Here is a 26,141-nt window from a genome sequence, read left to right as displayed (position 1 = left end):
TCAGCCTTTCTTCTGCGCGAACAGCGCATCGAGCTTCTGCTCGAAGGTGTGGTAGTCGATGCGGTCATAGAGCTCCATGCGCGTCTGCATGGTGTCGATGACGTTCTGCTGGGTGCCGTCGCGGCGGATCGCCGTGTAGACGTTTTCGGCCGCCTTGTTCATGGCGCGGAACGCCGACAGCGGGTACAGCACCAACGACACGTCGGCGCCGGCCAGTTGCTCGGTGGTGTAGAGCGGCGTCGAGCCGAATTCGGTGATGTTGGCCAGGATCGGCGCCTTCACGCGGCTGGCGAACAGTTTGTACATCTCAAGTTCGGTGATGGCTTCCGGGAAGATCATGTCGGCGCCGGCCTCGATGCACGCCGCAGCGCGGTCCAGGGCGGACTCCAGGCCTTCGACGGCCAAGGCGTCGGTGCGGGCCATGATCACGAAGCTGTCGTCGGTGCGGGCATCGACGGCGGCCTTGATGCGGTCGACCATCTCCTGCTGGGTGACGATCTCTTTGTTCGGACGGTGGCCGCAGCGCTTGGCGCCGACCTGGTCTTCGATGTGGATGGCGGCGGCGCCGAACTTGATCATCGACTTGACGGTGCGCGCGACGTTGAACGCCGAGGCGCCGAAGCCGGTGTCCACGTCCACCAGCAGCGGCAGGTCGCAGACGTCGGTGATGCGGCGCACGTCGGTCAGCACGTCATCCAGGCCGGTGATGCCCAGGTCCGGCACGCCGAGGGAGCCGGCGGCCACCCCGCCGCCGGACAGGTAGATCGCCTTGAAGCCGGCGCGCTTGGCCAGCAGCGCATGGTTGGCGTTGATCGCGCCGACCACTTGCAGCGGATGCTCGCTGGCGACCGCGTCGCGAAAACGCTGGCCTGGAGTGTTCTGGTTGGAACTCATGACTCACCTCGTTCAGTGGCTGTCGGGTTGGCGCCGTCCTGGTAGTGACGGGCGATGTTGCGTTTGGAGGCGCCGATGTGGCGGCGCATCAGAAGTTCGGCCAGTTCGCCGTCACGGTCGGCGATGGCGTCGAGGATCCGGTGGTGTTCGGCAAAGGCCTGGCGCGGACGGTTGGGCGTGGTGGAGAACTGGATGCGGTACATGCGCACCAATTGGTAGAGCTCGCCGCAGAGCATCTGGGTCAGGGTGCGGTTGCCGCTGCCCTGGATGATCCGGTAATGGAAGTCGAAATCGCCTTCCTGCTGGTAGTAGCCGAGCCCGGCCTGGAACGCCGCGTCGCGCTCGTGGGTCTCCAGCACCTGGCGCAGCTCGTCGATTTCTTCGCTGCTCATGCGTTCGGCCGCCAGGCGGCAGGCCATGCCTTCGAGGGATTCGCGGATCTCGTAGAGCTCCAGCAGTTCGGCGTGGCTCAGCGACACCACCCGCGCCCCGACGTGCGGCACCCGCACCAGCAGGCGCTGGCCTTCCAGGCGATGAATGGCCTCGCGCAGCGGGCCGCGGCTGATGCCGTAGGTGCGCGCCAGCTCAGGTTCGGAGATCTTGCTGCCCGGGGCGATCTCCCCCTTGACGATGGCGGCCTGGATGCGCCGGAAGACGTTTTCCGAGAGCGTTTCCGAATCGTCGCCGCTGGCGACCGGAGGATCGAGTTGATCCAGCATATTGTCGACACCTTGAATTCCAATGCGGCAAAAACTAGCCAATTAGCCCGCATCAGTCAAAGGATAAATAGATATTGTCGACAATCGTCTAATAACCCGCGATTCCAACCCCATGGGTTATAGACCGCCCCCGGCGCTGGCGCCATAAATGCGTCGTGCTAGAATGCCGCCCGCATTTGCGGGTCATTTGCACGGCTTGTCATAAAAAGCTGATAGGCACACGAAGGCACACGGGCAGACAGGACCTCCTGATGCCGTGGCCCTGAACCGAGAACGGAACGCTGCTCGCCAGGATTTATGAGACTCAAGCCCTTCCCCACATTCTTCGCGCTGTTCTGCTTGCCCGCCCTTGCCGCCGCCGGGGAGAAGACCGTGTACGGCCTCAACGAGTACGCGGCGCTGGACGGCATCAACCTGGAAGTCGCGGCCAAGCTCGACACCGGCGCCAAGACCGCCTCGCTGAGCGCCCGCGACATCAAGCGCTTCAAGCGCAACGGTGAGTCGTGGGTGCGCTTCTACCTGGCCATCGACAAGGCGCATTCGCACCCGATCGAGCGGCCGCTGGCCCGGGTCAGCAAGATCAAGCGCCGCGCCGGCGACTACGACCCCGAAGAGGGCAAGCAGTACACCGCCCGCCCGGTGATCGAGCTCGACATCTGCATGGGCGCGGCGATGCGCAGCATCGAAGTGAACCTGACCGACCGCAGTGCGTTCCAATACCCGCTTCTGATCGGCTCCGAAGCGCTCAAGCGCTTCGATGCGCTGGTCGACCCCAGTCTTAAATACGCTGCCGGCAAGCCTGCCTGCGCCATCGCCGCTCATACCGCCGAGTAATTTCAATGCGTTCTCTTACCTTCCACCTGAAAATCCTGATCGCCGTCCTCGTGCTGCTGGGCGTCTCGGTCACGGCCTATCAGATTTTCGTGCTCGGCATCCCGGTCACCGAAGACGCCACCGACGACCTGTGGAACATCGACGCCAAGGTCGAGTTCGTCGCCAGCACCAAGGACCCGGTCAAGATCCAGATGTTCGTGCCGCCCCTGAGCCGCGACTACGTCAGCCTCAACGAGAGCTTCATCTCCAACAACTACGGGGTGGCGGTCAACCGCATCGACGGCAACCGCAAGGTCACCTGGTCGGCGCGCCGGGCCAAGGGCAACCAGACCCTCTACTACCGCCTGGTGCTGACCAAGCGCTACACCGCCGAGAAATCCAAGGTCAAAGGCCCGACCTTCCGCGACAGCATGGCCATCGAAGGCCCCGAAAAGATCGCCGCCGAAGCCCTGCTCGCGCCGATCCGCCAGCACTCGGCCGACGTCGAGACCTTCATCGGCGAGGCGATCAAGCGGGTCAACAACGTCAACGACGACAACGTGAAACTGCTGCTGGCGGGCGATCCGTCCACCGCGCACAAGGCCAAGATCGTCGAGCTGCTGCTGTCCATCGCCCACGTGCCGGTGGAAAAGGTGCACACCATCCGCCTGGTGGCCGACCAGCCGCAGATGCCTGAACTGTGGCTGCGCAGCTTCAACGGCACCGACTGGCTGTACTTCAACCCGGAAACCGGCGAACAGGGCCTGCCGACCGACCGTCTGCTGTGGTGGATCGGCGACGAAAACCTGATCACCGTCGACGGCGGCAAGAAGGCCAACGTGACCTTCAGCCTGAACAACAGCGAAATGAACGCCATCCGCCTGGCCAAGCTGACCGACGAGAACACCGACGCCAACTTCCTCGAATACTCGCTGTACGGCCTGCCGCTGCAGACCCAGCAGACCTTCATGATCATGGTGATGATCCCGATCGGCGTGCTGGTGATCCTCATCCTGCGCAACCTGATCGGCCTGCAGACCCTGGGCACGTTCACCCCGGTGCTGATCGCCCTGGCCTTTCGCGAGACGCAACTGGGCTTCGGCATCTTGCTGTTCACCGTGATCACGGCGCTGGGCCTTTCGCTGCGCTCGTACCTGGAACACCTGAAGCTGCAGATGCTGCCGCGCCTGTCGGTGGTGCTGACCTTCGTGGTCGTGCTGATCGCCGCCATCAGCCTGTTCAGCCACAAGCTGGGGCTTGAGCGCGGGCTGTCGGTGGCGCTGTTCCCGATGGTGATCCTGACCATGACCATCGAACGCCTGTCGATCACCTGGGAAGAGCGCGGCGCCAGCCATGCGATGAAAGTGGCCATCGGCACGCTGTTCGCCGCGTCCCTGGCGCACCTGATCATGACCGTGCCGGAGCTGGTGTACTTCGTGTTCACCTTCCCGGCGGTGCTGCTGATCCTGGTGGGCTTCATGCTGGCCATGGGTCGCTACCGCGGCTACCGCCTGACCGAACTGGTGCGCTTCAAGGCTTTCCTGAAGAAGGCTGACGTCTGATGTTCGGTTTCTGGAAGACCTGGAAGGCCCTGGAAGCCCGCGGCATCATGGGCATCAACCGGCGCAACGCGGACTACGTGCTCAAGTACAACAAGCGCAGCCTGTACCCGATCGTCGACGACAAGATCATCACCAAGGAGCGCGCGCTCCAGGCCGGCATCCATGTGCCGGAACTGTATGGCGTGATCTCCACCGAGAAGGAAATCGACAAGCTCGGCGAGATCATCGGCGGGCGCAACGATTTCGTGATCAAGCCGGCCCAGGGCGCCGGCGGCGACGGCATCATCGTGGTCGCCGACCGCTTCGAGGGCCGCTACCGCACGGTGTCGGGCAAGATCATCAGCCACGAGGAGATCGAGCACCACATCTCAAGCATCCTCACCGGCCTGTATTCCCTGGGCGGGCACCGCGACCGGGCGCTGATCGAGTACCGGGTGACCCCGGACCAGATCTTCCGCAGCATCAGCTACGAAGGCGTGCCGGACATCCGCATCATCGTGCTGATGGGCTACCCGGTGATGGCCATGCTGCGCCTGCCGACCCGCCAGTCCAACGGCAAGGCCAACCTGCACCAGGGCGCCATCGGCGTCGGCGTCGACCTGGCCACCGGCCTGACCCTGCGCGGCACCTGGCTGAACAACTTCATCAGCAAGCACCCGGACACCACCAACGCGGTGGACGGCGTGCAGCTGCCCTACTGGGACGGCTTCATGAAGCTGGCCGCCGGCTGCTACGAACTGTGCGGCCTGGGCTACATCGGCGTGGACATGGTGCTGGACCAGGACAAGGGCCCGCTGATCCTCGAACTCAACGCCCGGCCGGGGCTGAACATCCAGATCGCCAACGACTGCGGGCTGACGTCGCGCACCCATGCGGTCGAGGCGCACCTGGAGCAGCTCAAGGCCCGGGGCATCACCGAGACGGCGGCGGAGCGCGTGGCGTTCACCCAGGAAATGTTCGGGCACATCCCGACGATCGAGGGCTGATCCGGCGCCGCGTCGCGACCTTCGAGCAGGCTCGCTCCCACAGGGCTCATGTGCATTGGCGCGCCCTGTGGAACGGCCCCCGATCTGCCAATCCCCGACATCCCCTCTAGGAGCGAACCCCTGAGGGGACTACAATCCCCACCCCGCCTCGATGGCCGATTTGCCCCGCCCATGCCGACTTGTTCCGTACACCCGCTGCCCTACCGCGCCGATCCCGCCGACTACTTCGCGGCTGTCCGTCACGCCCCCGGCGCCGTGCTGCTCGACAGCGGCCGCCCGAGCGCCGACCGCGGCCGCTTCGACCTGCTCAGCGCCTGGCCGCTGGAGCAACTGGCGGTGTTGCCGGACGAAAGCGGCGAGCGCTTCTTGCAACGCCTGCGCAGCCAACTGGCGCGCCTGGGCGACGCCGCACTGCCCGACGGCAGCGAACTGCCGTTCGCCGGCGGCCTGATCGGCTACCTGAGCTACGACTTCGGCCGGCACCTGGAGAACCTGCCGAGCCAGGCCCTGGATGACCTGCAATTGCCCGACGCACGCTTCGGCCTGTACGACTGGGCCCTGATCAGCGATCACCTGGCGGCCACCAGTCAGCTGGTGTTCCATCCGTCAGTGAACGACAACGAAAGGCAGCGCCTGATCGAGCTGTTCAGCCGGCCCGCGAACGCGGCAGACGCGCCTTTTGGCCTGAAGTCGCCGATGGCGGCCGACCTCTCGGCCGATGACTACCGTCAGGCCTTCGAGCGCATCCAACAGTACATTCAGGCCGGCGACTGCTATCAGGTCAACTTCGCCCAGCGCTTCCGCGCCCCGTGCGAAGGCGATCCATGGCTGGCGTACAAGGCGTTGCGCGCAGCCTGCCCGACGCCGTTTTCCGGCTTCCAGCGCCTGCCCGACGGCGGCGCGGTGCTGAGCCTGTCGCCGGAGCGTTTCGTCAAGGTCAGCCGGCGCCAGGTGGAGACCCGGCCGATCAAGGGCACCCGCCCCCGCGGCGCAACGGCGGCCGAAGATGCCGCCAACGCCGCCGAACTGCTGGCCAGCCCCAAGGATCGCGCGGAAAACCTGATGATCGTCGACCTGCTGCGCAACGACCTGGGCCGCACCTGCCGCACCGGGTCGGTGCGGGTGCCGGAGCTGTTCAGCCTGGAAAGCTATCCGAACGTGCATCACCTGGTCAGCAGCGTGACCGGCGAACTGGCGGACGGCCGCGACGCGCTGGACCTGATCGCCGGCAGCTTCCCCGGCGGTTCGATCACCGGCGCGCCGAAGATCCGCTCGATGCAGATCATCGACGAACTGGAGCCGACCCGGCGCGGCCTGTACTGCGGCTCGTTGCTGTATCTGGACGTGCGCGGCGAGATGGACAGCTCCATCGCCATCCGCAGCCTGTTGGTCAAGGACGGGCAGGTGTGCTGCTGGGGCGGGGGTGGGATCGTCGCCGACTCGGACTGGCAGGCGGAATACCAGGAATCGATCACCAAGGTGAAGGTCCTGCTCGAGACCTTGCAGAACCTCTGAGCGGTGTGGCGAGGGCCCTGGGGCCCTCGCCACAACAAGCCTTACAGGCTCAAGTCCCGGTTCGACGCCTTGAGGAACTCCTGCTTCAGTTCGGCAAAGCTGTGCACCGCCGGGAACTGCGGGAACTCACGGATCACGTTGTCCGGCGCGTGGAACAGGATCCCGGCGTCCGCCTCGCCCAGCATGCTGGTGTCGTTGTAGGAATCGCCGGCGGCGATCACCCGGTAATACAAACTCTTGAAGGACAGGACCGACTGACGCTTGGGATCTTTCTGACGCAGTTGGTAGCCGGTCACCCGCCCGCTGTCATCGGTGACCAGACGGTGGCAGAGCAAGGTCGGAAAGCCCAGCTGACGCATCAGCGGCTGGGAAAACTCATAGAAGGTGTCCGACAGGATCACCACCTGGAAGCGCTCGCGCAGCCAGTCGACGAATTCCGCCGCGCCGTCCAGCGGCTTGAGGGTGGCGATCACTTCCTGGATGTCCGAAAGCTTGAGGCCGTGCTCGTCGAGGATCCGCAGGCGCTGTTTCATCAGCACGTCGTAGTCGGGAATGTCCCGGGTGGTGGCCTTGAGCGATTCGATTCCGGTTTTTTCGGCGAAGGCGATCCAGATTTCCGGCACCAGCACCCCTTCAAGATCAAGACAGGCAATTTCCACAACGACACTCCGTTTTTTAATGTTTATCGGGCCGAGCGAGCCCGAACTCTAGCCGCTCGCCCCCGGCCGCGCAACGCAGAGGGCGCCCCGGCGGGCCGCGCTTTTTGTTACCATCGGCGCCACATAGAGCGCCCAGCGCCACCGACCTGTAGGAAGCCGCCCTGATGAGTGCAACGTTCGACATCGTGGAACTCGCCACGACCTATGCCAGCAAATCCCCGCAGGACATCCTGAAGCTCGCCTTCGCCGAGTTCGGCGACGACCTGTGGATATCCTTCAGCGGCGCCGAGGACGTGGTGCTGGTGGACATGGCCTGGAAGCTGAACAAGAACGTCAAGGTGTTCAGCCTCGACACCGGCCGCCTGCACCCGGAAACCTACCGCTTCATCGATCAGGTGCGCGACTTCTACAAGATCGACATCGACATCGTCTCGCCGGACCACACGAAACTGGAACCGTTCGTGAAGGAAAAGGGCCTGTTCAGCTTCTACAAGGACGGCCATGGCGAATGCTGCGGCATCCGCAAGATCGAGCCGCTGCGGCGCAAGCTGTCCGACGTCAAGGCCTGGGCCACCGGCCAGCGCCGCGACCAGAGCCCCGGCACCCGCAGCGCGGTGGCGGTCATGGAGATCGACTCGGCGTTCTCCACACCGGAGCGCACCCTGTACAAGTTCAACCCGCTGGCGCAGATGACCAGCGAAGAGATCTGGGGCTACATCCGCATGCTGGAACTGCCTTACAACAGCCTGCACGAGCGCGGCTTCATCAGCATCGGCTGCGAGCCCTGCACCCGCCCCGTGCTGCCGAACCAGCACGAGCGCGAAGGCCGCTGGTGGTGGGAGGAAGCGACCCAGAAGGAATGCGGGCTGCACGCGGGGAACATCATCAGCAAGGCGTAACGCCCTTCGCCAGCAGGCTGGCGATAACGCTACGTCACGCAACATAGATGTCGGCAGTGCCGGCCTCATCGCTTGCAGGCAAGCTCCTACACAGATTTCACCCGTCTCAAAAATGTGTACACATGAATGTCACCATCCGTGCCATTTATGTGTGCACTTTTCGTTTCCGCGCCCTGAAAAGTTACACCCGACGCTCCCCCGCCCTACTCTCATTCCTCCTCGAAATCCGCGGCGAAAAATAAATACCTGTTCAACCGGTCAATTTATATCGCCTCCAATTCAGACACTTATCGGATATCGATAACTTTTCGAAATGAGCGACGCTTTCCATAGATCGCCGACTGGCACGCATCTGGCTTAAGTGCATGCATGTTTTGTATACAAAACTATTCAAGACATACACACACTTTCGATCCGCACGCCTGAAGCGCCCTATCCCGTACAGGCTGCAGACGCCCCATCACCAGTGATGCCTCACTGGCCGCGACGAAGATTTGTCGAGCCCCAACGCTCATGCACAGTCATCGCGGCCCGGACATCAGGAGCCTGCCGGAATGCGTACAAGTCTCTCCAACAACATCGCGCTGAATCTGCCCGCCGCTTCCCCCGACCGAACCGTGACCGGCGACGATGCCGCTGAACCGCTGCAACTGAGCCCGCGCCTGCACAACCGCGACCTCGCGCCGACCAAGGCCGAAGGCCGGCGCTGGGGCCGCTACAGCATCTTCGCCCTGTGGACCAACGATGTGCACAACATCGCCAACTACTCGTTCGCCATCGGCCTGTACGCCATGGGCCTGGGCGGCTGGCAGATCCTGCTGTCGCTGGGCATCGGCGCGACGCTGGTGTACTTCTTCATGAACCTGTCCGGCTATATGGGGCAGAAGACCGGCGTGCCGTTCCCGGTCATCAGCCGGATCAGCTTCGGCATCCACGGAGCGCAGATTCCGGCCCTGATCCGGGCGGTGATCGCCATCGCCTGGTTCGGCATCCAGACCTACCTCGCCTCGGTGGTGTTCCGCGTGCTGCTCACGGCGATCCATCCGGGCTTCGCCGACTACGACCACAACTCGATCCTCGGCCTGTCGAGCCTGGGCTGGGTGTGTTTCGTGGCGATCTGGCTGGTGCAACTGACGATCCTGGCCTACGGCATGGAAATGGTGCGGCGCTACGAAGCCTTCGCCGGCCCGGTCATCCTGCTGACCGTCGCCTGCCTCGCCGCGTGGATGTACACCCAGGCCGACGCGACCATCGCCTGGTCGATCCGCGAACCGCTGACCGGCGCCGAGATGTGGCGCAACATCTTCGCCGGCGGCGCGCTGTGGCTGGCGATCTACGGCACGCTGATCCTCAACTTCTGTGACTTCGCCCGTTCCTCGCCGTGCCGCAAGACCATCAAGATCGGCAATTTCTGGGGGCTGCCGGTGAACATCCTGGTGTTCGCCGGCATCACCGTGCTGCTGTGCGGCGCGCAGTTCCAGATCAACGGGAAGATCATCGAAAGCCCGACCGAAATCATCGCCTCGATCCCGAACACCTTCTTTCTGGTGCTCGGCTGCCTGGCGTTCCTGATCGTCACCGTAGCGGTGAACATCATGGCCAACTTCGTCGCCCCGGCCTTCGTGCTCAGCAACCTGGCACCGAAATACCTGACCTTCCGCCGCGCCGGCCTGATCAGCGCCACCCTCGCCGTGCTGATCCTGCCGTGGAACCTCTACAACAGCCCGTTGGTGATCGTGTATTTCCTGTCGGGCCTGGGCGCCCTGCTCGGTCCGCTGTACGGGGTGATCATGGTCGACTACTGGCTGATCCGCAAAGGCCGGATCCACGTGCCGCAGCTCTACAGCGAACACCCTGCCGGCGCCTATTACTACAGCCGCGGGGTCAATCTGCGCGCCGTGGCGGCGTTCATTCCTGCGGCGCTGATCGCCATCGTCCTGGCGCTGGTGCCGGGCTTCCACAGCGTTTCGCCGTTCTCCTGGCTGACCGGCGCCGGCATCGCCGCACTGCTCTACCTGATCATCGCCCAGCGCCAGTCGCACTACGCCGACGTCAGCGGCGAGGCCATCGCCGTCGACAACGTCAGCCACTGAACCTTCCGGCGGCCCGCCGACGGGCCGCAGCACCCACCGCAATAAGGACTTTCCATGCGCATTCTCGTGGTCAACGTCAACACCACCGAATCCATCACCCAGGCCATCGCCCGTTCCGCCCAGGCGGTCGCGGCCCCCGGCACCGAAATCGTCGGCCTGACCCCGTACTTCGGCGCCGACTCGGTCGAAGGCAATTTCGAAAGCTACCTGGCCGCCCTCGCCGTGATGGACCGGGTGATGGCCTACGACCAACCGTTCGACGCCGTGATCCAGGCCGGCTACGGCGAGCACGGCCGCGAAGGCCTGCAGGAGCTGCTCAACGTGCCGGTGGTGGACATCACCGACGCCGCCGCCAGCACCGCGATGTACCTGGGCCACGCCTATTCGGTGGTCACCACCCTGGACCGCACCGTGCCGCTGATCGAAGACCGGCTCAAGCTGTCGGGCCTGTGGGACCGTTGCGCCTCGGTGCGAGCCAGCGGCCTGGCGGTGCTGGAGCTGGAGCACGAGCCGCAGCGCGCAGTGGAGGCCATTGTCCGCCAGTCCGAGCTGGCGGTGACCCAGGACAAGGCCGAAGTCATCTGCCTGGGCTGCGGCGGCATGGCCGGGCTCGACGAACAGATCCGCCAGCGCACCGGCGTGCCGGTGGTGGACGGCGTGACCGCCGCGGTGACAGTCGCCGAATCGCTGGTGCGGCTGGGGCTGTCGACGTCCAAGGTGCGCACCTATGCGACGCCGCGGCCGAAGACCATCATCGGCTGGGGCGGGCGGTTCGGCCGCTAGGCCGCGTCATCGTTCATCGCCGGCAGGCGGGCTCCCGCATTCGAATCGCCTCTCACCCTGTGGGAACCAGCAGCTGGCGATGGCGGTGGGTCAGGCACTGGTGATGCTGGATGTGCCGGCCTCATCGCTTGCAGGCAAGCTCCTACAGGTTTTGTGATGGGCAGAAATCTTGCGGGCCGTCGGGAACCACTGTGGGAGCCAGCCTGCTGGCGATCGGCCGCGCCTCGCCTCCGAACCAGACTCAGACCGCACTGAACCGCTGCGCCAGCCCCTGCCCGGCGAACTGCTCGATGATGAAATCGACGAACGCCCGGGTCTTGCCCGGCAGCAGCCTGTGCTCGGCGTAATAGATGGAGATGTTGCCGTCGTCGACGTACCAGTCCGGCAGTACCCGCCGCAACGTGCCGGCCTCAAGGTAAGGCACGGCGAACGGCATGCTCACCAAGGCGATTCCCAACCCCTGCACCGCCGTGGCGCAGGCCGCTTCGGAATCGCTCATGGTCATGCATGCCTTGAGGGTCAACGGGCTGTGCTGACGGTTGCGGTGGGTCAGTTGCCAGGAGCGCACCCGGCCGGTCTGCGGCGAGCGGATCAGGATCCCGTCGTGGTCCGTCAGATCCTCCGGCCCTTGGATCATGGCGCGCCTGTCCAGATAGTCCTCCGCCGCCACCAGCACCCGGTGCGCCGGGGTCAACCGGCGGACGACCACACCTTGCGGCAGCTCGAAGCCGCCGCCGATCGCCGCATCGAACCCCTGTCCGATCAGATCGACCTGGCGGTTATCGAAATGCCAGTCCGGACTGATCGCCGGAAACCGCCGCAGGAACTCCCCCAGCAACGGCACGATGTACAGCCGCCCGAACACCGTGCCCATGCTGACCTTCAGCGTGCCGGCCGGCTGCCCGCCGGCGCTGGCCAGGTTGGCGACGGCGTTCTGGATGGTGGTGAGGCTGGCGCTGACTTCACTCAGGAACAGCTGCCCCGCCTCGGTCAGCGTCAGACTGCGGGTGCTGCGCTGGAACAGCCGTACCCCCAGGCGCGCTTCCAGTTTCGCCACACTCTTGCCGACCGCCGCCGGCGTCAGGCTCAGGCGCCGGGCAGCCTCGGCGAAGCTGCCGACCTCGGCGCTGCGGACAAAGCATTCGATACTGCTGAAGGTTTCCATGGGCATCACTATAAACTTTTGGTTTACACAGACTATAGCAACCATGGTCTACCCTGCTCTGGGCCCGAAGCCGATACTCGGCTCCAACAACAAGGCATCCCGCCTTGAATTTTCCGGAGATCGAACATGACCACTCAAACCCTCAGCGGCAAAGTCGCTCTGATTCAAGGCGGATCCCGTGGCATCGGCGCCGCCATCGTCAAACGCCTGGCCGCCGAAGGCGCCGCCGTGGCCTTCACCTACGTCAGCTCCGCCGCCAAGGCCGAGGAACTGCAGAACAGCATCACCGCCACCGGCGGCAAAGCCCTGGCGATCAAGGCCGACAGCGCCGACGCCGATGCCATCCGCCACGCGGTGAGCGCCACCGTCGAAACCTTTGGCCGCCTCGACATCCTGGTCAACAACGCCGGCGTCCTCGCGGTCGCCCCGCTGGAAGACTTCAAACTGGAAGACTTCGACCAGACCCTGGCCATCAACGTGCGCAGCGTGTTCATCGCCACCCAGGAAGCGGCCCGGCACATGGGCGAAGGCGCCCGCGTCATCAACATCGGCAGCACCAACGCCGACCGCATGCCCTTCGCCGGCGGCGGTGTGTACGCCATGAGCAAATCCGCGCTGGTGGGCCTGACCAAAGGCCTGGCACGGGATCTTGGCCCCCGCGGCATCACCGTCAACAACGTGCAGCCGGGCCCGGTCGACACCGACATGAACCCGGCCCACGGCGACTTCGCAGACAGCCTGATCCCGCTGATGGCCGTCGGCCGTTACGGCACCGCCGATGAGATCGCCAGTTTCGTCGCCTACCTCGCAGGCCCCGAAGCCGGTTACATCACCGGGGCCAGCCTGACCATCGACGGCGGTTTCGGCGCCTGATCCGCCCTCTTCCGCCCAGAACGAAAAACGCCGCCCCTCCTGGCCAGGAGGGGCGGCGTTTTTTCGTGCCCGGGCTTTACGGGCCGGTCAGGCCCAGTCCAGCGCCGGCAAACCGCAGGCGCCCGGAGTGAACGCTTTCAACGAACGGAGAATCCCGTCGGCATGGGCGTACTTCTCATCGGCCATGGCCGCGTCGGGAATCGCGATGGCCGTCATGCCGGCCGCCTTCGCCGCCGTCACGCCGAACGGCGAGTCCTCGAACACCAGGCAATCCTCGGGCGCCACGCCCAGGCGTCGGGCGGCGGTGAGGAAAATGTCCGGCGCAGGTTTGGCCGCACCGACTTCCGGGTCGTCGGCGGTGACGATGAAATCGAACAGCGCGAACCAGTCACGGTGCAGGGTGGTTTTCTGGCCGAACGACTGGCGCGAGGAACTGGTGCCCACCGCGATCGGCACATCGTGCGCCTTGAGGTGGCGGATCAGCTCCTCGGCGCCGGGCATGGCCTGGGCGGTCGGGAAACGCTCGCGCATCAGCGGCTCGCGGATGACCAGGAATTCCTCGGCGGTGATCGGCAGGTCAAGCGCCTCGACCACATACCGCGCCAGATCCTCCGCCCCGCGGCCGATGATGTTCTGCTTGACGCTCCAGTCGAAGGTCCGCCCGTACCGCCCGGCGATGATGGACGTGACCTCGGTGTAGATGCCCTCGGTGTCCAGCAGCAAACCGTCCATATCGAAAATCACGGCCTTGACCGGGCCGAACGCCTTCATCGGTGCATTCATCACAGGATCCGTTATCAAAGACATCCCAGGCGGCTCGAACGGGCCGCTGCTCGGATCTGATTAAAGGGTTCAGCAGCATAACGAGAGCCGCGCGGATTGGGCAACGGGCAAACTCGCCGCCGGTCTGCGGGCACCCGGAACATTTAAGGAATTGCCCTACAAGCATTGCCTCCTTTCCCGGCTTATTTACTTTTCGATCCCCAGCAAAGTTCCGCGCCTATCCATTGATCTGCGCGAGTGACTGCCCATGCTTCCATCCGACCGCCTCCTGGCCTTGAACAACAGCATCGGCCTGCTGGTGGTCGCCGCCCTGAACCCCGACCGTCCCGACTTCGAATCGCTGATCGCCGAGTTCCGCCTGTGCCTCAACGACTACGACAGCTGGGCCGAGCAGTTCTGGGACGGCACCGCGCTGGATGTCGGGCAGGTGTTCAAGGTCGGCAACGACGTGCGCCTCAGCGCGCCGGTCAGCCCCACCCAACCCGTCAGCTCCTCGGTGGTCATGTGCCCGGCCACCGGGCCGCTGACCCTGGTCCATCTGTTCGAAGCCGCACGCTTCGTGCCGATCGGCGACACGCCGGTCATGCTGGAACCGGTGCTGGCCGAAAAGGGCGGAGTCCTGACATACGGCGAGCCGCTGCACCGCACCATCGGTCCGAGCGGCATTCTGGAAGTCGACGACTGCGAACGGGGCCAGCGTTATCGCATCACCTTCTTTCCCGATGTTTCCTCCGACCATGTCAAGGCGCTGCATGCCTCCTATCAGGACGTCGTCAACGGCCTGGAAGCCTGGCTGCGTGAGGAATGGACGGGGTTCCAGCCCTTGTGGACGGAGTTTTCCGACGCCGGCTTCCGTGAACGCTACGGCCAGCTGCAACGGGCGGACTGGCGTGGCTTCGAGCGCGCGCTGCAAAGCGTCTGGGACGACATCAAGCAGGTGTTCGGCCTGCTCGCCGACCTGCAGGCCAACAGCGAAAAACTGCTGCAGTACCTGACCGAGGTCGAACTGGAGGCTTTGCTGAAGGCTTCCTCCGAGGCCATCGCCAACGGTTTGCTGGTGCTCGGCGATGAGCCTTTGCTGTTCATCCATCTCGCCGCCTTCACCAGTTGGCTGAAGATGCTGCCGCCGCAGTGCCTGGCCGAAGTGGTGGCGGAGGTTCGGGCCGAACTGCTGGTCGGTTTCCTGCTGACGAGCATCTCCGGCGGCGTGGGCCTGCCCTTGCGGTTGAGCGACAAGGTGCTGGACAAGGTCAAGTCGCCCCGGGCCCGGCAATGGCTGGCGGCTGCGGCCTTGCGGCTGTCCGAACAGGCGGCGGCTCCCGGTCTGGCCCGGCACGCGAACGCACTGAAACCTTTGATGGTCAACGCGCGACCGGCGCCGCTGAAGCCGACGCCTGCCGTTCCACTGGAAATCCGCACGGCCGGCCCGCTGGTCTTGAGGGTGCCCAATCCGGCCGCGGTGGCCCGTGGCAAATCCCGGGACATGACGCTGCTGGAGCGGCACGAACCCCACCACGACGCCCCGGACCAGGCAAAGAACCCCAATGGCGACAGCGCCGACTGCGCCGCCCGCACCTGCACCAACGGCTGCCCGGTGTCGATGGTCACCGGCGAAGAACTGCTTACCCTCACCGACGGTACCCTCGACGGCCTGCTGCCGTTTGCGTTCACCCGGCTCTACCGCAACAGCGCCGCCGAGATCGACCTGGGCCTCGGGTTCGGCTGGAGTCATTCGCTGGCCCACCGGCTGGAGCCCGACGGCGACGGGGTCGTCTGGATCGACGACGAAAACCGACGCACCCGCTTTCCCCTGCCGGACCGCAAGCGCCCGGCGATCCACAACAGCCTGTCGCGGGCGGCGATCTACCTCGGCGAAGACCCGGAGGAACTGATCGTCGCGCCAGCGGGCGAAACGGTGCGGTTCCACCACTTCCGGGACGGGTGCCTGACCGCCATCAGCGATGCCTACGGCAACCGGCTGAGCGTGCAGCGCGACACGTCAGGTCGGATCCGGCGCCTCGACAACGGCGCCGGACGCTCCCTGCTGCTGCGCTACGAGCGCCGGCACGTGACGGCCCTCGAATACCAGGTGTTCCGCGACGACGCCTGGCACACCGGACAGACCCTCGCCAGCTACCGCTACGACGCCCGCCACCGCCTCACCGAAGCCACCAACGCCGCCGGCGAAAGCGAACGCTACGACTACGACGACGCCCACGTCATCCTCCAGCGTCAGTTGGCCGGCGGCGCCAGCTTCTATTGGGCCTGGGAGCGCGTCGGCAAGGCGGCGCGCTGCGTGCGCCACTGGGCCTCGTTCGCGCAAATGGACACCCGCTACGTCTGGGACGACGCAGGCCAGGTGACGGTGCGCTACGCCGATGGCCGCGAGGAAGCCTACGTCCACGACGAACGCGCGCGGCTGGTGCGCCAGGTCGCGGCGGACGGCGGCGAACGACTCATGACCTACGACGGGGCCGGCCGCCTGACCGCCGAGCAGGATGCGCTGGGTGCCGTCACCGAGTATCGCTACGACGACGCCGGACGGTTGGTGGCGCTGATTCCGCCCCAGGATGCCCCGACCTCCTACGAGTACCGCGACGGTTTCCTGCACAGGCGACGCCGGGGCGAGGCGGTCTGGACTTACCGGCGCAACGCCCAGGGCGACGTTACCGAGGCAGTCGATCCTGACGGCCAGGTCACCCACTGCCATTACGACCCGCAAGGCCGCCTGCTGTCGGTTCGCTATCCGGACAATGGCCGCCACACCTTCACCTGGAACGACCTCGGCCAATTGCTGGAGGAGGCCCTGCCCGACGGCGGCGTGCGGCAGTACGCCTACGATGCCCTGGGGCGGCAGGTCAGCGCCCGGAACGAGCATGGCGCCGTCACCCGCCGACAATGGGATCCGGTGGGCAGGTTGGTGCAGGTCACGCACCCCGGCGGCGCAAGCCGCGACTACAGCTACAGCGCCTACGGCCAGGTCACCGCCGAACGCGACGAACTGGGCCGCATCACCCGCTACGAGTATGACGACGACCTGCACCGGGTCAGCCGCCGGATCAATCCCGACGGCACACGGGTGCAGTACCGGTACGACCATGCGCAACTGCTGCTGACGGAGATCGAGAACGAGTCCGGCGAAACGTATTCGCTGGACTACACGCCCACCGGGCTGATCCGCCAGGAGACCGGCTTCGACGGCCGACGCACCGGTTACGCCTACGACCGCAACGGTCATCTGCTGGAGAAGACCGAGTTCGGCGACGACGGCTCAACGCTCGTCACCCTCTACCGGCGGGATACGGCCGGGCGCCTTCTGCGCAAGACGCTGCCCGACGGGGTGGAGATCAGCTACCGCTACGACCTGCTCGGCCGGCTGGTCGGGGTGGACGACAGCCAGGATCATCCGCTGGCGTTCGAATACGACACCCAGGATCGCCTGACCGTCGAGCACCAGGGCTGGGGCACGCTGCGCTACGCCTACGACGCCTGCGGCCGGCTCACGCGCATGCGCCTGCCGGACAACAGCAAGCTCGATTACCGCCATGCCAAAGGCGGCGCGCTGGAGGGGATCGACCTCAACGGGGCTCCCCTGACCCGCCATGTCTATCGCTCAGGTCGCGAACAGCAGCGCCAGCAAGGCCTGCTCCTGAGCGAATACGTCTACGACGAACAGGGCCGGCTGAAGGCCCATGCCATCGGCCAACAGCACCATCCGCTGTACCGGCGCGACTACGCCTACAGCGCCAACGGCAACCTCGACCACATCGCCGACACGCGCCACGGCCAACGCAGCTACCAGTACGACGCCCTCGACCGGCTGATCCGCGTGCGCCACTCCCGGGACGAGGCGCCGGAGCGCTACGCCCACGATCCGGCCGGCAACCTGCTGATGCAGAACCGGCCCGGCCCCGCGAGCATCAAGGGCAACCGCCTGCTCAGCGACGGCGACCGGCTCTACGACTACGATGCGTTCGGCAACCTGATCCGCGAGCGTCACGGCCAGGGACTGCCGCTCGTCACGCTGTACCGCTACGACAGCCAACACCGCCTGATCGGCCTCACCCGTCCCGACGGCCAAACCGCCAGCTACCGCTACGACGCCTTCGGCCGGCGCATCGCCAAGACCGTCGACGGCCAGACCACCGAGTTCTTCTGGCAGGGCGACACCCTCGTCGCCGAAAGCGGCCCGGCGCACCACCGCAGCTACGTCTATGAGCCCGGCAGCTTCCGCCCGCTGGCGCTGCTCGACGGCCCCGGCCCGAAAAGGGCCTGCCCGTTCTACTACCAACTCGACCACCTCGGCACCCCGCAGGAACTCACCGACTACAGCGGCGAAATCGTCTGGTCGGCGAAATACGACGCCTACGGCAAAACCACCCGCCTGAGCCAAAGCCCCGACGAACGCCTCGACCAACCGCTGCGCTTCCAAGGGCAGTACTTCGACGCGGAAAGCGGACTGCACTACAACCGACACCGCTACTACGACCCGGAAACAGGCCGCTACCTGACGCCGGATCCGGTGAAGCTGGCGGGCGGGTTGAACCAATACCGGTACGTGCCGAATCCGACGGGGTGGGTTGATCCATTGGGGTTGAGCTCCAACTGCCCGACGCCAAATGGGCCGGGTTGTGCGGTGCCGGATGGGGTGGGTGACTCTAGAGTAGATGAAGGCATCCCTGAGACTCCGGCTCCCAAACAAGAAAACTACTATCTTTATCGTGGAGATGAGCGAGAACCATGGGAAATTTTCGAAGCCGGATTTGAACCATGGGGTACAAGTACAGACTTGTATTTACATGCACTGGACAATAAAAGCCCTCCCAGCTGGTTCGTAAGCAGCTCAAAATCAAAAAAACAAGCAAAAAAATTTGCAACTGGCCATGGGGCCGATGAGGGATACGTTTACGTTCTAAAGAACATCCAGGGGATAGATGTAAATAAAGAGCTAGGAATTATGTCTCCGCATAGACGAGAGCGAGAAGTAGCCTTCCCCGGCGGCATAGACAATAGAGACATTGTGGGAGCTACGCCCGTCTATGAGGACGGCAGCTACAAAGGTTTCTCAATTCCAAACCCACACAGGAGAAAGCCATGAAAGAAATTGAAATTCACATTATCAAAAATAACAAAAAGGAAACCGCACAGATAAAATTTGATCGAAGAAGCAGAACTCTAATATTTACAATGTCTGATGGCTCATCAAAGACCTGCACCGGAGACGATCTATACGTATGCTTCGGAACCATTAGAGCATACTTCCCAGACATCATCTTCCTATGCAAAGGAGCCAGAATAAATGTCCACCCTTCCCGAATGACATCACAGATGTCATCAGGACTAGTAGCCTACGAGCTGAAAATAGGACTTCCAACTGAAGAGGATGACATAGTTAGAATTTTTGACTACGAAGAAAAAGACTTAACAAACGACATAAAAATACAGCAGGAGCACTATTTACTTTGGATAAAGTCACTTAGCCCTAACGGCTAGATAAGCCGTTCACACATCCTGCCTTTACACTGGTAGCCGCTAGGAGCGGTAAAGCGTCAGTACTGAGGCTAAAGGCATAGCAAAAATTGATAGCCCCTTTGAAGGTGCCATATGAGAAAAGATGAAACTTAGAGATCCTTTCCTTAACGAAATATTCGAACCCAGCCTAATGTGGTTCATTGGTGTCTTTGACATCTACGACAGAGAAGAAACACTTGGCCAAGAGCTGGAAATTTACAACCCAAATGACGAATCAGACAGAGAGATACTAATAACAAAATACAGCCTAAACATGAGCTACCTGTCTTACAGACACAAATTTATGCTAATTCACAACCTACGGAAAAAACTTGACATTAAGGATTACAACTTCAGAACAGTCTTTGAAATTAATGAAGATGAAGCTGCCTCCTGGCCACGCGAAGAATGGTATGGACTAGAGTCAGCTCGCGCTTTTTTCAGGAAATTTACAACCTTGCCCAAATTGTTTGGGCATCAGATTTAGAGAAAGCGGCTGCAGAGGATCGCACCACTTGGTAATAGGCTTTAGAGATCCACCTTAGCGAAAGGCGTGACAATAAACTTATTTGCTTGACATCAACACCCTCTCAAAAAAAAATAAACAAATGATCAGCAGAACAGAAATCACCATCATCTCAGACAACAAAAAGCAAAGCGCCGAATTAATCTGCAACGATGAAAACATCTCGATAACATTAAAACAAAAACAACAAAAAGAAAAAACCTATAAAGGCAGCGATTTCTACAAATGCTTTGGGAAACTACGCAGCGACAACAAACATATTCAGTTCCTTTGCAAAGGTTCAAAAATCAATGTCCACCCATCAAGCATGTCCTCACAGATGTCTCTTGGCTTAAACGCATATGAACTGTCATTAGGTAAAGAGCCAAGCTTGGACAATCTAGTTTTCATATTTGATTACGAAGATAAAGACCTCACAAACGAACCCATAGTGCAGCGCGAGTTTTACTACAAGTGGCTAACTAATGAACAACCATAAAACACCATGCAAAAAATCAACATAGCTTTAAAAGTTGCAGGCATCACTGAGAAAGCCATATTCAAAATATGTCGAAGAGAATCTCTCACTTTCATTAGAAGCAATGGATCTAGAAAAAAGTACGTTGGAGACGATCTTTTTCTATGCTTAGCGGAAGCTCGACGCGATCATCCTGACATTGAGTTTCTGTGCAAAGGAGCAAAACTTAACGTCTTTCCGTCGCGAATGAGTTCTCAAATGAGCGGAGGGGTTATCGCGTATGAGTTAACATTTGGAACAGTGGCAACCTTTGAGGACACTGTGAACATATTCGACTTCGATGACAAAAACATTTGTCGCAACCTATCAGAGCAACAAGAGCACTACAAGAATTGGCTCATCTCTCTTGGACACGACCCCAAAAACCAACTCCTACAAACCTATTAACAAACACTGAACCACGCTATTCCATTATCAAAACACACCCATCCAGACAGACCCCATTCTAGCTTATGGAAACACTTTCACTCTTGACCCACTCCAATTTCAACTTACATAAAAACGCCCCTCCAAACACCTACAGAACATCCAACTTAATGAAGACAAAATTCCCTGCTCTCCTTCAACTACTTGGAGGATACTTTCATGAAGATTGGAAGCATGATCACAAAACCGAGGACGAAGCGATCCAACAGTTTCTCAAACACTCAACCAAAGAAACTAAGCAGAAAGTTAGTAAAGAGTTACTGACAATCCTTCGCCTTTTTAGAATCGAAGGGGAACTGGAAGATTTTTTTGTTTAACCATACAGGATGCGCTTACTACTATCCCTATGCATGGCCTTCAGCTAAGGGTTGGCTGGAGCACATCTTGAGCAAGTTTCAGGAACCATCAAGCCATGAGCATAAAGTTCTCTGAGCTATACGATTTTTTTGGTGCATACTTCCACCAAGACTGGCTAGAGGAGCACGATACCGCGGAAAAGGTCATAGATGCGTTCATAGCAGACTCCAACAACGAAACGATAGCTCTGGTAATAGGTGATTTGCAGAGCCTCCTAGAGTGGGACGACGATGAAAAATCCCTTAGAAACTACCTATTAAGAGAACTAAGTTGCTACTACTGCTACTGGAACGAATGGGAATCCGGTAAAGATTGGCTAAATCACCTAGAAAAAAAACTCAACATCTACAATAAAATAAACCGCCAACCATAAAAAACACAGTGCTTTAATGGCTTTCATTAAAATGCCCTAAAGCACCTCCCAAAACTTGCATTACAAAAATAACTTTCACTGATCATCTTCATACTCGTCATAGTCAACATCCACCGCATCATCCTCCTCCCAAAGCGGCACCAACACATCATCCATCAATGACCCCGGATCCTCATTCCCCGGGTCATTGATGAGCGGCAGTTCCTCAGGCTCCTGCCCTTCACGGTCATCTCGGTCGGTATCCACGGCACACCTCACCCTGTTCAGTCACGCATGAAATTCGAAGGCCTCTGCAACCCCATGTTCCTCCCGCGGCCCTGCAGAAGCAAAAAACCCGGCATCTCGCCGGGTTTTCGCTGACGCGGCACAGGGTCACCGGTGCCGGTTTTTGTGTTTGTGCTTATGGCCACCGCCTGAGTGGGATTTGCCGCCGTCGTCACCCAGGCTGCTGCCCACGGCGCCACCTGCTGCGCCGCCCAGGCCGGCGCCGATGGCGGATCCGGTCGAGCCTCCGAGGCTGTTGCCGATCACCGAACCGCCGGCCGAGCCCAAGCCGCCGCCGATGGCCGCTTCGGTACGATTGCCTTTGCGTGCACCGACAGCGCTACCGGCTGCTCCACCGACGCCGGCACCTACCGCCGCTCCGGTGCTGCCGCCGAGCTGGCCGCCGACCACGTTGCCCAGCACACCGCCCAGACCGCCCCCCACCGCTGCCGAGCCGTCGCCCGCCGCCATGGCGCCCTGAGCCACCAACAACCCCAAAACCAGTGCGGATAATGTCAAGCGCATACACACCTCACAGTTCCCGAAACGGGACGGTTCGCCCGATAGTGATCGAATGACGGGCCGTATGACGTTGGAGGCATGTTCGGGCAAAACGTTCAGGCACAAAAAAGCCCGGCATCGAGCCGGGCCTTTTGATCTGCAGTCGCGATCAGTGACGCTTGTGCTTGGACAGGTTGCTGCCCACTGCGCCACCGGCGGCACCGCCGAGGCCGGCGCCGATGGTCGCGCCGTTCTTGCCGCCGAGGCTGTTGCCGATCACTGAACCGCCAGCGGCGCCGATGCCGCCGCCGATGGCCGCCTTGGTGCGGCTGCCCTTGCCTGCCGCCATGGCGCTGCCGGCAGCGCCCGCAACGCCGGCGCCGATCGCGGCACCTGTGCTGCCGCCCATTTTCTGGCCGACCACATTACCCAGCGCGCCACCCAGGCCGCCACCCAGTGCGGCGGTGCCGTCGCCGGCCATTGCACCTTGAGCGACCAGAAGCCCCAGAACCAGAGCAGGCAGTGTTAAACGCATGACGAAAACCTCAACAATTAGGGATGACGAAAGGGCGGAGATTGAATGCCGACGCGGCGTTAAAGTCCAGACAAAATCCGACGACAAGGCGGACTTCGCGCCGATTGGACAACCATTCTGGAAAAGGTTTTACGCCGGACAAAAAAAAGCCCGCTGGGGAGACGGGCTGGAGACTTGCTTTCTAACGGATGGCTTCACCCTACGTCGGCAGCTGTGAAAAGTTTGTGAAAACTGTCAGGCGTATCGCCATACCCTGTAGGACATTTAAACAATCAACCTCAGTCAAAAAACCCCGCTCATCGACGGGGTTTCGCTACGGCGGTTTACTTCCTGGAACGTGTCGTCACCTTGGGCAAAAACTTCGTTTTCGGCCCCTTGGGTGCAATCGACTTGATCTTGCCGGTCTGCACCGGATCTTCGCCAAAGCCAGCCTGATACTCGGTCTGGCCGCAACGCACGCAATTGTTGAACGGAAACTCGGCACCATCGTCTTCGATATACGGATCAGTCATCTCATCGCCCCTTATCAAAAACGGGGTCGATACCGGCAAGCCTTTTGCCTGAAAAATAACGACCCCAAGGCTTTTGAGACTAGCCGGTCATTACTGGACTCGTGGTTCAGATTGCCTGGAGCCGACGAATGGCCTACACCGGTTAAACAGCGCCTGGGCGCCCCCTGAGAAAAATCACCGCACCTGGAATCAGCGCAATTTCACCGCGGTTCCGGTGGCGAACACCACGACCATCCCGCCCTTGCCGGCCGGCATGCTGATTTCGAAGTCCAGTCCGATCACCGCATCGGCCTGCAACGCGCGCGCCCTTTCCTTGATTTCATCCGTCGCCTGGATCCGCGCTTCTTTCAAGGCCCTCTCCAGTGTCTGCGAGCGTCCGCCAAAAAAATCGCGCATGCCTGCGAACATGTCCCGGATCACGTTGACGCCCTGCACCGATTCGGCGCTGACGATATCGAGATAGGTCACGACTTGCCGCCCCTCGATCGTTTGAGTGGTCGTGATGATCATGTAGGCGATCCTTGCGTCAGTACGAAAGCGGTGATTGTAGGCGAGCGCGCCATCACAATGGAAACAGGCAAAAAAATGGGCGACCCAGGGTCGCCCATCACTCACGGCCTGTCGCCCTCAGCGAGGGGAAGACATAGCGCCCCAGCCTTCGACCTTGTCCAGGATCTCGCTCAGGCACACGGAAATGGACTTCTCGCTGGCATCCAGCATCAACGCCGGCGCCTCAGGCGCTTCATAGGTCGCGCTGACGCCTGTGAAGTCAGGGATCAGCCCTGCCCTGGCCTTACGGTACAGCCCCTTCGGGTCGAGGCCTTCGCAGACGCTCAACGGGGTATTCAGATAGATTTCCAGGAATCGCTCGTTGCCGATGATCTCTCGGGCCTGTTCCCTCTGCAGCCGGCAGGGAGAAATGCAGGCAACGATGGCGATCAATCCTGCCTCGTTCATCAAACGCGCCACTTCTGCGATGCGACGAATGTTTTCCGACCGATCCTCGGTGGAAAAGCCCAACCCCTTGCACAATCCATGGCGGACGTTGTCGCCATCCAGCACAAACGCCGGCCTGCCGCTGTCGACCAACAGTTTTTCCAGGGCAAAGGCCAATGTCGACTTGCCTGCACCACTCAAGCCCGTGAACCAAAGGGTCAGCGGTCGCTGCGAGAAAAGTCGCTCACGATCGGCCGGTGTCACACGGGTCGGATGCAGCACTAGATTTTCGATGGCATCCGTTGTTGTTCTATTCATACCGTTTCCTCATCTCGAGAAGAGTCTGAGCCCGTCTACAAGATAGCCTCACTCAGCGGAACGACTGATGGTCGAACCGATCCAGCGCACGCCCAGGGAACCGCTCAGGTAAGGCAGTCTGTCCGCCTCGATGCTGAGCAGCAGTTTCGTGTTCAGGTAAATCTCAAGTCCACGGGCATTGGCCACCACGTTCAGGTCTCCGCTGAGCGGAAGCCCCGGCACCGCGATGTCCGGCTCCGGCGCCCATTGCGTTCCATCTTGGGTCCACAGCACCAGACGCGCTTCGGTGGCGCTCGAAGGCTGAATCAGCAGAGCGTTCATATCGGTGTCGTCACCGGTGCCCTTATAGGTGACCACCGCCACATGCGCATCCGAAGAAGACTGATCCATCGAATAACTGAAGGACATCCGACGTTCGGCAGCGTCTGCGACCTCACGTTGTTTCAGCAAGCACAACTGACCGGGCTTCGCCTCTCTTTCGCCCGACTCGAGAGCGTTCGGAGCACCGAACACAAGTTCCCAATCCTTCCAGGCATCCTGAATCTTGCGGTGACGATGGAAACTGTCCAGGCGCTCTTGCGAATGGCGGGTGTACAGGTCTTTTTCGAGCAGTTCGGAGACCGACGAAAAGACGTGACCGTGGTGCGCGAAGTCTTTGACGTTCAGCAACCTGACTTCGTTGACCGCGCCGTAGGGCCCCAGGGAGAGGTAGTCCAGCGGTTTGAGCGTGCTGCGCTCCAGCACCCATAGGCCGCTCATGGAACTGCGGCGCGATTCGCGCCCCGTCATCTGGCTTTCGCCCACGAGCATCACATCGGAAGACACCGCCAGCCCCCGGGCGTAGATCGGGCTGCCCGCCTGCCAGATGACCTCATTGGAATCCAGATCGACCAAGGAGCCGATGGAACTGTGGCAGGCGATCTTCTGGCCTTCGTCCGACACCCATATGTTGTGCAGCCCCGTTCGCTGCTCCACGGGATCAAGGCTGACCACTTCCAGTTCGGGATAGGTCAGAACGGCCAGCACCGAACCGTTATGGTGCCCGTGGGCAATCACATAGAGACGTCCGTCTTTTTCGAAGACGGAATTGAGGTGATCGCCAGTGATTTCCTTGAGCGACAACCGATCCCAACGGACGCTGGTCAGTCGCTTCTCCTGGAAGTGCCCGGGCTTGTTCAGGTCGATGACCGAGATGGCGTTCCTGCCGGTATTGGTGCAGACGACCCGGCCATCGGAAGCGCAAAGAATCTGGTGGGGTTGTGACAGGAACGGCTGGGTGGAGTGGGCGCCGTGGGAAAGATAGCCGACTTCGGAGTTCGCATACCCCTGAATGTCGGTCAGCGTGAGATTATCCAGCCCCGAGTGGGACAACACGAGATCCTTGCCGCCCGGAAACCATGACACACCATAGTATTCAGGGCGTTCGTTCTCGATCGGAGTGACTTTTCTGGTGTGCAGATCCACCAGAAGCAAGTATCCCGTTGTAGCGACAACTGCAAATAAAGATTCCAACGCATCGGACCTCAGCGTGACTACTCAACTCGACTCCGATACATCCTTGTCACGTGCAGAGCCACCGGTCGGCAAGTTTAACTACCCAATTCAATTAATCAATCGATCT

At 61.5% G+C, this 26,141-nt stretch carries 25 protein-coding genes; 13 read left to right on the top strand and 12 right to left on the bottom strand.

Annotated elements, in window-relative coordinates:
* Entirely contained in the window at nt 1-894 is an 894-nt protein-coding gene (gene prpB, locus CAG41_RS16070; protein ID WP_085577611.1) for a methylisocitrate lyase, read from the bottom strand.
* The gene (locus CAG41_RS16065) at nt 891-1,613 is read right to left on the bottom strand and encodes a GntR family transcriptional regulator (protein ID WP_085631342.1); all 723 of its coding nucleotides are present in this window, start codon (nt 1,611-1,613) and stop codon (nt 891-893) included. The genes prpB and CAG41_RS16065 overlap by 4 nt, the downstream gene beginning before the upstream one ends.
* Nucleotides 1,614-1,910: 297 nt before the next feature.
* Here CAG41_RS16065 and CAG41_RS16060 point away from each other — a divergent pair, with 297 nt between their 5' ends.
* The 4 genes from CAG41_RS16060 (at nt 1,911) to pabB (ending at nt 6,489) form a co-directional block, all read left to right on the top strand.
* Nucleotides 1,911-2,447 (top strand): ATP-dependent zinc protease, encoded by a 537-nt coding sequence (locus tag CAG41_RS16060; protein WP_085577613.1) that lies wholly within the window; start codon nt 1,911-1,913, stop codon nt 2,445-2,447.
* Nucleotides 2,448-2,452: 5 nt separating this feature from the next.
* Nucleotides 2,453-3,988 (top strand): inactive transglutaminase family protein, encoded by a 1,536-nt coding sequence (locus CAG41_RS16055; RefSeq protein WP_085707185.1) that lies wholly within the window; start codon nt 2,453-2,455, stop codon nt 3,986-3,988.
* A complete protein-coding gene (locus tag CAG41_RS16050) occupies nt 3,988-4,974 on the top strand; it encodes an alpha-L-glutamate ligase-like protein (protein ID WP_085656305.1) in 987 nt (328 codons plus the stop codon). Before CAG41_RS16055 ends, CAG41_RS16050 begins: the two co-directional genes overlap by 1 nt.
* 171 nt (nt 4,975-5,145) lie before the next feature.
* Entirely contained in the window at nt 5,146-6,489 is a 1,344-nt protein-coding gene (gene pabB, locus CAG41_RS16045; RefSeq protein WP_085631338.1) for an aminodeoxychorismate synthase component I, read from the top strand.
* 41 nt (nt 6,490-6,530) lie between these two features.
* Here pabB and thrH read toward each other — a convergent pair whose 3' ends face one another.
* A complete protein-coding gene (thrH, locus tag CAG41_RS16040; protein ID WP_085631336.1) occupies nt 6,531-7,148 on the bottom strand; it encodes a bifunctional phosphoserine phosphatase/homoserine phosphotransferase ThrH in 618 nt (205 codons plus the stop codon).
* A 164-nt stretch (nt 7,149-7,312) separates the two neighbouring features.
* Here thrH and CAG41_RS16035 point away from each other — a divergent pair, with 164 nt between their 5' ends.
* The 3 genes from CAG41_RS16035 (at nt 7,313) to CAG41_RS16025 (ending at nt 10,923) form a co-directional block, all read left to right on the top strand.
* Nucleotides 7,313-8,047, top strand: coding sequence for a phosphoadenylyl-sulfate reductase (locus CAG41_RS16035; protein WP_085577618.1), 735 nt, complete (start codon nt 7,313-7,315; stop codon nt 8,045-8,047).
* A gap of 554 nt (nt 8,048-8,601) precedes the next feature.
* Nucleotides 8,602-10,140 carry an NCS1 family nucleobase:cation symporter-1 gene (locus CAG41_RS16030; RefSeq protein ID WP_085707184.1) on the top strand — a complete coding sequence of 513 codons (1,539 nt, stop codon included), beginning with the start codon at nt 8,602-8,604 and terminating at the stop codon, nt 10,138-10,140.
* Between the two features lie 54 nt (nt 10,141-10,194).
* Entirely contained in the window at nt 10,195-10,923 is a 729-nt protein-coding gene (locus tag CAG41_RS16025) for an aspartate/glutamate racemase family protein (RefSeq protein ID WP_085707183.1), read from the top strand.
* Between the two features lie 241 nt (nt 10,924-11,164).
* Here CAG41_RS16025 and CAG41_RS16020 read toward each other — a convergent pair whose 3' ends face one another.
* Complete coding sequence (locus CAG41_RS16020; protein ID WP_085707182.1) at nt 11,165-12,088, bottom strand: LysR family transcriptional regulator; 924 nt, start codon at nt 12,086-12,088, stop codon at nt 11,165-11,167.
* Nucleotides 12,089-12,214: 126 nt separating this feature from the next.
* Here CAG41_RS16020 and CAG41_RS16015 point away from each other — a divergent pair, with 126 nt between their 5' ends.
* Entirely contained in the window at nt 12,215-12,961 is a 747-nt protein-coding gene (locus tag CAG41_RS16015) for a 3-oxoacyl-ACP reductase family protein (RefSeq protein ID WP_085577622.1), read from the top strand.
* Nucleotides 12,962-13,048: 87 nt separating this feature from the next.
* On the opposite strand, the gene CAG41_RS16010 is transcribed toward CAG41_RS16015, so the two are convergent.
* Nucleotides 13,049-13,744: an HAD-IA family hydrolase gene (locus tag CAG41_RS16010; RefSeq protein ID WP_085577623.1), complete on the bottom strand. Its 696-nt coding sequence runs from the start codon at nt 13,742-13,744 to the stop codon at nt 13,049-13,051.
* Between the two features lie 247 nt (nt 13,745-13,991).
* Between CAG41_RS16010 and CAG41_RS29185 the strand changes: the two genes are divergently transcribed.
* From CAG41_RS29185 to CAG41_RS15980, 5 genes are all read left to right on the top strand, one after another.
* Nucleotides 13,992-18,842 carry an RHS repeat-associated core domain-containing protein gene (locus CAG41_RS29185; RefSeq protein WP_085707181.1) on the top strand — a complete coding sequence of 1,617 codons (4,851 nt, stop codon included), beginning with the start codon at nt 13,992-13,994 and terminating at the stop codon, nt 18,840-18,842.
* Nucleotides 18,839-19,237, top strand: a complete 399-nt coding sequence (locus CAG41_RS16000; RefSeq protein ID WP_085707180.1) for a hypothetical protein — start codon at nt 18,839-18,841, stop codon at nt 19,235-19,237. The genes CAG41_RS29185 and CAG41_RS16000 overlap by 4 nt, the downstream gene beginning before the upstream one ends.
* A gap of 626 nt (nt 19,238-19,863) precedes the next feature.
* Entirely contained in the window at nt 19,864-20,259 is a 396-nt protein-coding gene (locus tag CAG41_RS15990) for a hypothetical protein (protein ID WP_085707179.1), read from the top strand.
* Nucleotides 20,260-20,750: 491 nt separating this feature from the next.
* Nucleotides 20,751-21,041, top strand: coding sequence for a contact-dependent growth inhibition system immunity protein (locus tag CAG41_RS29180; RefSeq protein ID WP_368665195.1), 291 nt, complete (start codon nt 20,751-20,753; stop codon nt 21,039-21,041).
* A gap of 95 nt (nt 21,042-21,136) precedes the next feature.
* On the top strand, nt 21,137-21,454 hold the full coding sequence (locus tag CAG41_RS15980; RefSeq protein ID WP_085631322.1) for a contact-dependent growth inhibition system immunity protein: 318 nt from the start codon (nt 21,137-21,139) through the stop codon (nt 21,452-21,454).
* A 75-nt stretch (nt 21,455-21,529) separates the two neighbouring features.
* Here the strand turns inward: CAG41_RS15980 and CAG41_RS28615 are convergent, their stop codons facing one another.
* The 7 genes from CAG41_RS28615 to CAG41_RS15950 all read right to left on the bottom strand — a co-directional run bounded on the left by CAG41_RS28615 (nt 21,530) and on the right by CAG41_RS15950 (nt 25,984).
* Nucleotides 21,530-21,700 carry a hypothetical protein gene (locus CAG41_RS28615; RefSeq protein ID WP_170929970.1) on the bottom strand — a complete coding sequence of 57 codons (171 nt, stop codon included), beginning with the start codon at nt 21,698-21,700 and terminating at the stop codon, nt 21,530-21,532.
* Between the two features lie 126 nt (nt 21,701-21,826).
* Nucleotides 21,827-22,243 (bottom strand): glycine zipper domain-containing protein, encoded by a 417-nt coding sequence (locus CAG41_RS15975; protein ID WP_085577626.1) that lies wholly within the window; start codon nt 22,241-22,243, stop codon nt 21,827-21,829.
* Nucleotides 22,244-22,388: 145 nt separating this feature from the next.
* Entirely contained in the window at nt 22,389-22,754 is a 366-nt protein-coding gene (locus CAG41_RS15970; RefSeq protein WP_085577627.1) for a glycine zipper domain-containing protein, read from the bottom strand.
* A gap of 323 nt (nt 22,755-23,077) precedes the next feature.
* Nucleotides 23,078-23,266 carry a hypothetical protein gene (locus CAG41_RS15965; protein WP_085577628.1) on the bottom strand — a complete coding sequence of 63 codons (189 nt, stop codon included), beginning with the start codon at nt 23,264-23,266 and terminating at the stop codon, nt 23,078-23,080.
* A 189-nt stretch (nt 23,267-23,455) separates the two neighbouring features.
* Complete coding sequence (locus CAG41_RS15960; protein ID WP_085577629.1) at nt 23,456-23,776, bottom strand: YbjQ family protein; 321 nt, start codon at nt 23,774-23,776, stop codon at nt 23,456-23,458.
* 117 nt (nt 23,777-23,893) lie between these two features.
* Nucleotides 23,894-24,520 carry an adenylyl-sulfate kinase gene (gene cysC / locus CAG41_RS15955; protein WP_085577630.1) on the bottom strand — a complete coding sequence of 209 codons (627 nt, stop codon included), beginning with the start codon at nt 24,518-24,520 and terminating at the stop codon, nt 23,894-23,896.
* A 48-nt stretch (nt 24,521-24,568) separates the two neighbouring features.
* Entirely contained in the window at nt 24,569-25,984 is a 1,416-nt protein-coding gene (locus CAG41_RS15950) for a hypothetical protein (RefSeq protein ID WP_139831321.1), read from the bottom strand.
* Nucleotides 25,985-26,141: the final 157 nt, after the last annotated feature.

This window comes from Pseudomonas sp. B35(2017), from assembly GCF_002113645.1.
GTDB lineage: Bacteria > Pseudomonadota > Gammaproteobacteria > Pseudomonadales > Pseudomonadaceae > Aquipseudomonas > Aquipseudomonas ekonensis.
This window is presented reverse-complemented; position numbering and strand designations above follow the sequence as displayed.

Coding starts and splice junctions, on each gene's coding strand:
- CAG41_RS16020 (WP_085707182.1), bottom strand. CDS start 12,088: ATGGAAACCTTCAGCAGTATCGAATGCTTTGTCCGCAGCGCCGAGGTC.
- CAG41_RS15980 (WP_085631322.1), top strand. CDS start 21,137: ATGAGCATAAAGTTCTCTGAGCTATACGATTTTTTTGGTGCATACTTC.
- CAG41_RS16030 (WP_085707184.1), top strand. CDS start 8,602: ATGCGTACAAGTCTCTCCAACAACATCGCGCTGAATCTGCCCGCCGCT.
- cysC (WP_085577630.1), bottom strand. CDS start 24,520: ATGAATAGAACAACAACGGATGCCATCGAAAATCTAGTGCTGCATCCG.
- pabB (WP_085631338.1), top strand. CDS start 5,146: ATGCCGACTTGTTCCGTACACCCGCTGCCCTACCGCGCCGATCCCGCC.
- CAG41_RS16035 (WP_085577618.1), top strand. CDS start 7,313: ATGAGTGCAACGTTCGACATCGTGGAACTCGCCACGACCTATGCCAGC.
- CAG41_RS29185 (WP_085707181.1), top strand. CDS start 13,992: ATGCTTCCATCCGACCGCCTCCTGGCCTTGAACAACAGCATCGGCCTG.
- CAG41_RS16055 (WP_085707185.1), top strand. CDS start 2,453: ATGCGTTCTCTTACCTTCCACCTGAAAATCCTGATCGCCGTCCTCGTG.
- CAG41_RS16050 (WP_085656305.1), top strand. CDS start 3,988: ATGTTCGGTTTCTGGAAGACCTGGAAGGCCCTGGAAGCCCGCGGCATC.
- CAG41_RS15965 (WP_085577628.1), bottom strand. CDS start 23,266: ATGACTGATCCGTATATCGAAGACGATGGTGCCGAGTTTCCGTTCAAC.
- CAG41_RS16025 (WP_085707183.1), top strand. CDS start 10,195: ATGCGCATTCTCGTGGTCAACGTCAACACCACCGAATCCATCACCCAG.
- prpB (WP_085577611.1), bottom strand. CDS start 894: ATGAGTTCCAACCAGAACACTCCAGGCCAGCGTTTTCGCGACGCGGTC.
- CAG41_RS16000 (WP_085707180.1), top strand. CDS start 18,839: ATGAAAGAAATTGAAATTCACATTATCAAAAATAACAAAAAGGAAACC.
- CAG41_RS16060 (WP_085577613.1), top strand. CDS start 1,911: ATGAGACTCAAGCCCTTCCCCACATTCTTCGCGCTGTTCTGCTTGCCC.
- CAG41_RS16015 (WP_085577622.1), top strand. CDS start 12,215: ATGACCACTCAAACCCTCAGCGGCAAAGTCGCTCTGATTCAAGGCGGA.
- CAG41_RS15990 (WP_085707179.1), top strand. CDS start 19,864: ATGATCAGCAGAACAGAAATCACCATCATCTCAGACAACAAAAAGCAA.
- CAG41_RS16010 (WP_085577623.1), bottom strand. CDS start 13,744: ATGAATGCACCGATGAAGGCGTTCGGCCCGGTCAAGGCCGTGATTTTC.
- CAG41_RS29180 (WP_368665195.1), top strand. CDS start 20,751: ATGGAAACACTTTCACTCTTGACCCACTCCAATTTCAACTTACATAAA.
- CAG41_RS15960 (WP_085577629.1), bottom strand. CDS start 23,776: ATGATCATCACGACCACTCAAACGATCGAGGGGCGGCAAGTCGTGACC.
- CAG41_RS16065 (WP_085631342.1), bottom strand. CDS start 1,613: ATGCTGGATCAACTCGATCCTCCGGTCGCCAGCGGCGACGATTCGGAA.
- CAG41_RS15975 (WP_085577626.1), bottom strand. CDS start 22,243: ATGCGCTTGACATTATCCGCACTGGTTTTGGGGTTGTTGGTGGCTCAG.
- CAG41_RS15970 (WP_085577627.1), bottom strand. CDS start 22,754: ATGCGTTTAACACTGCCTGCTCTGGTTCTGGGGCTTCTGGTCGCTCAA.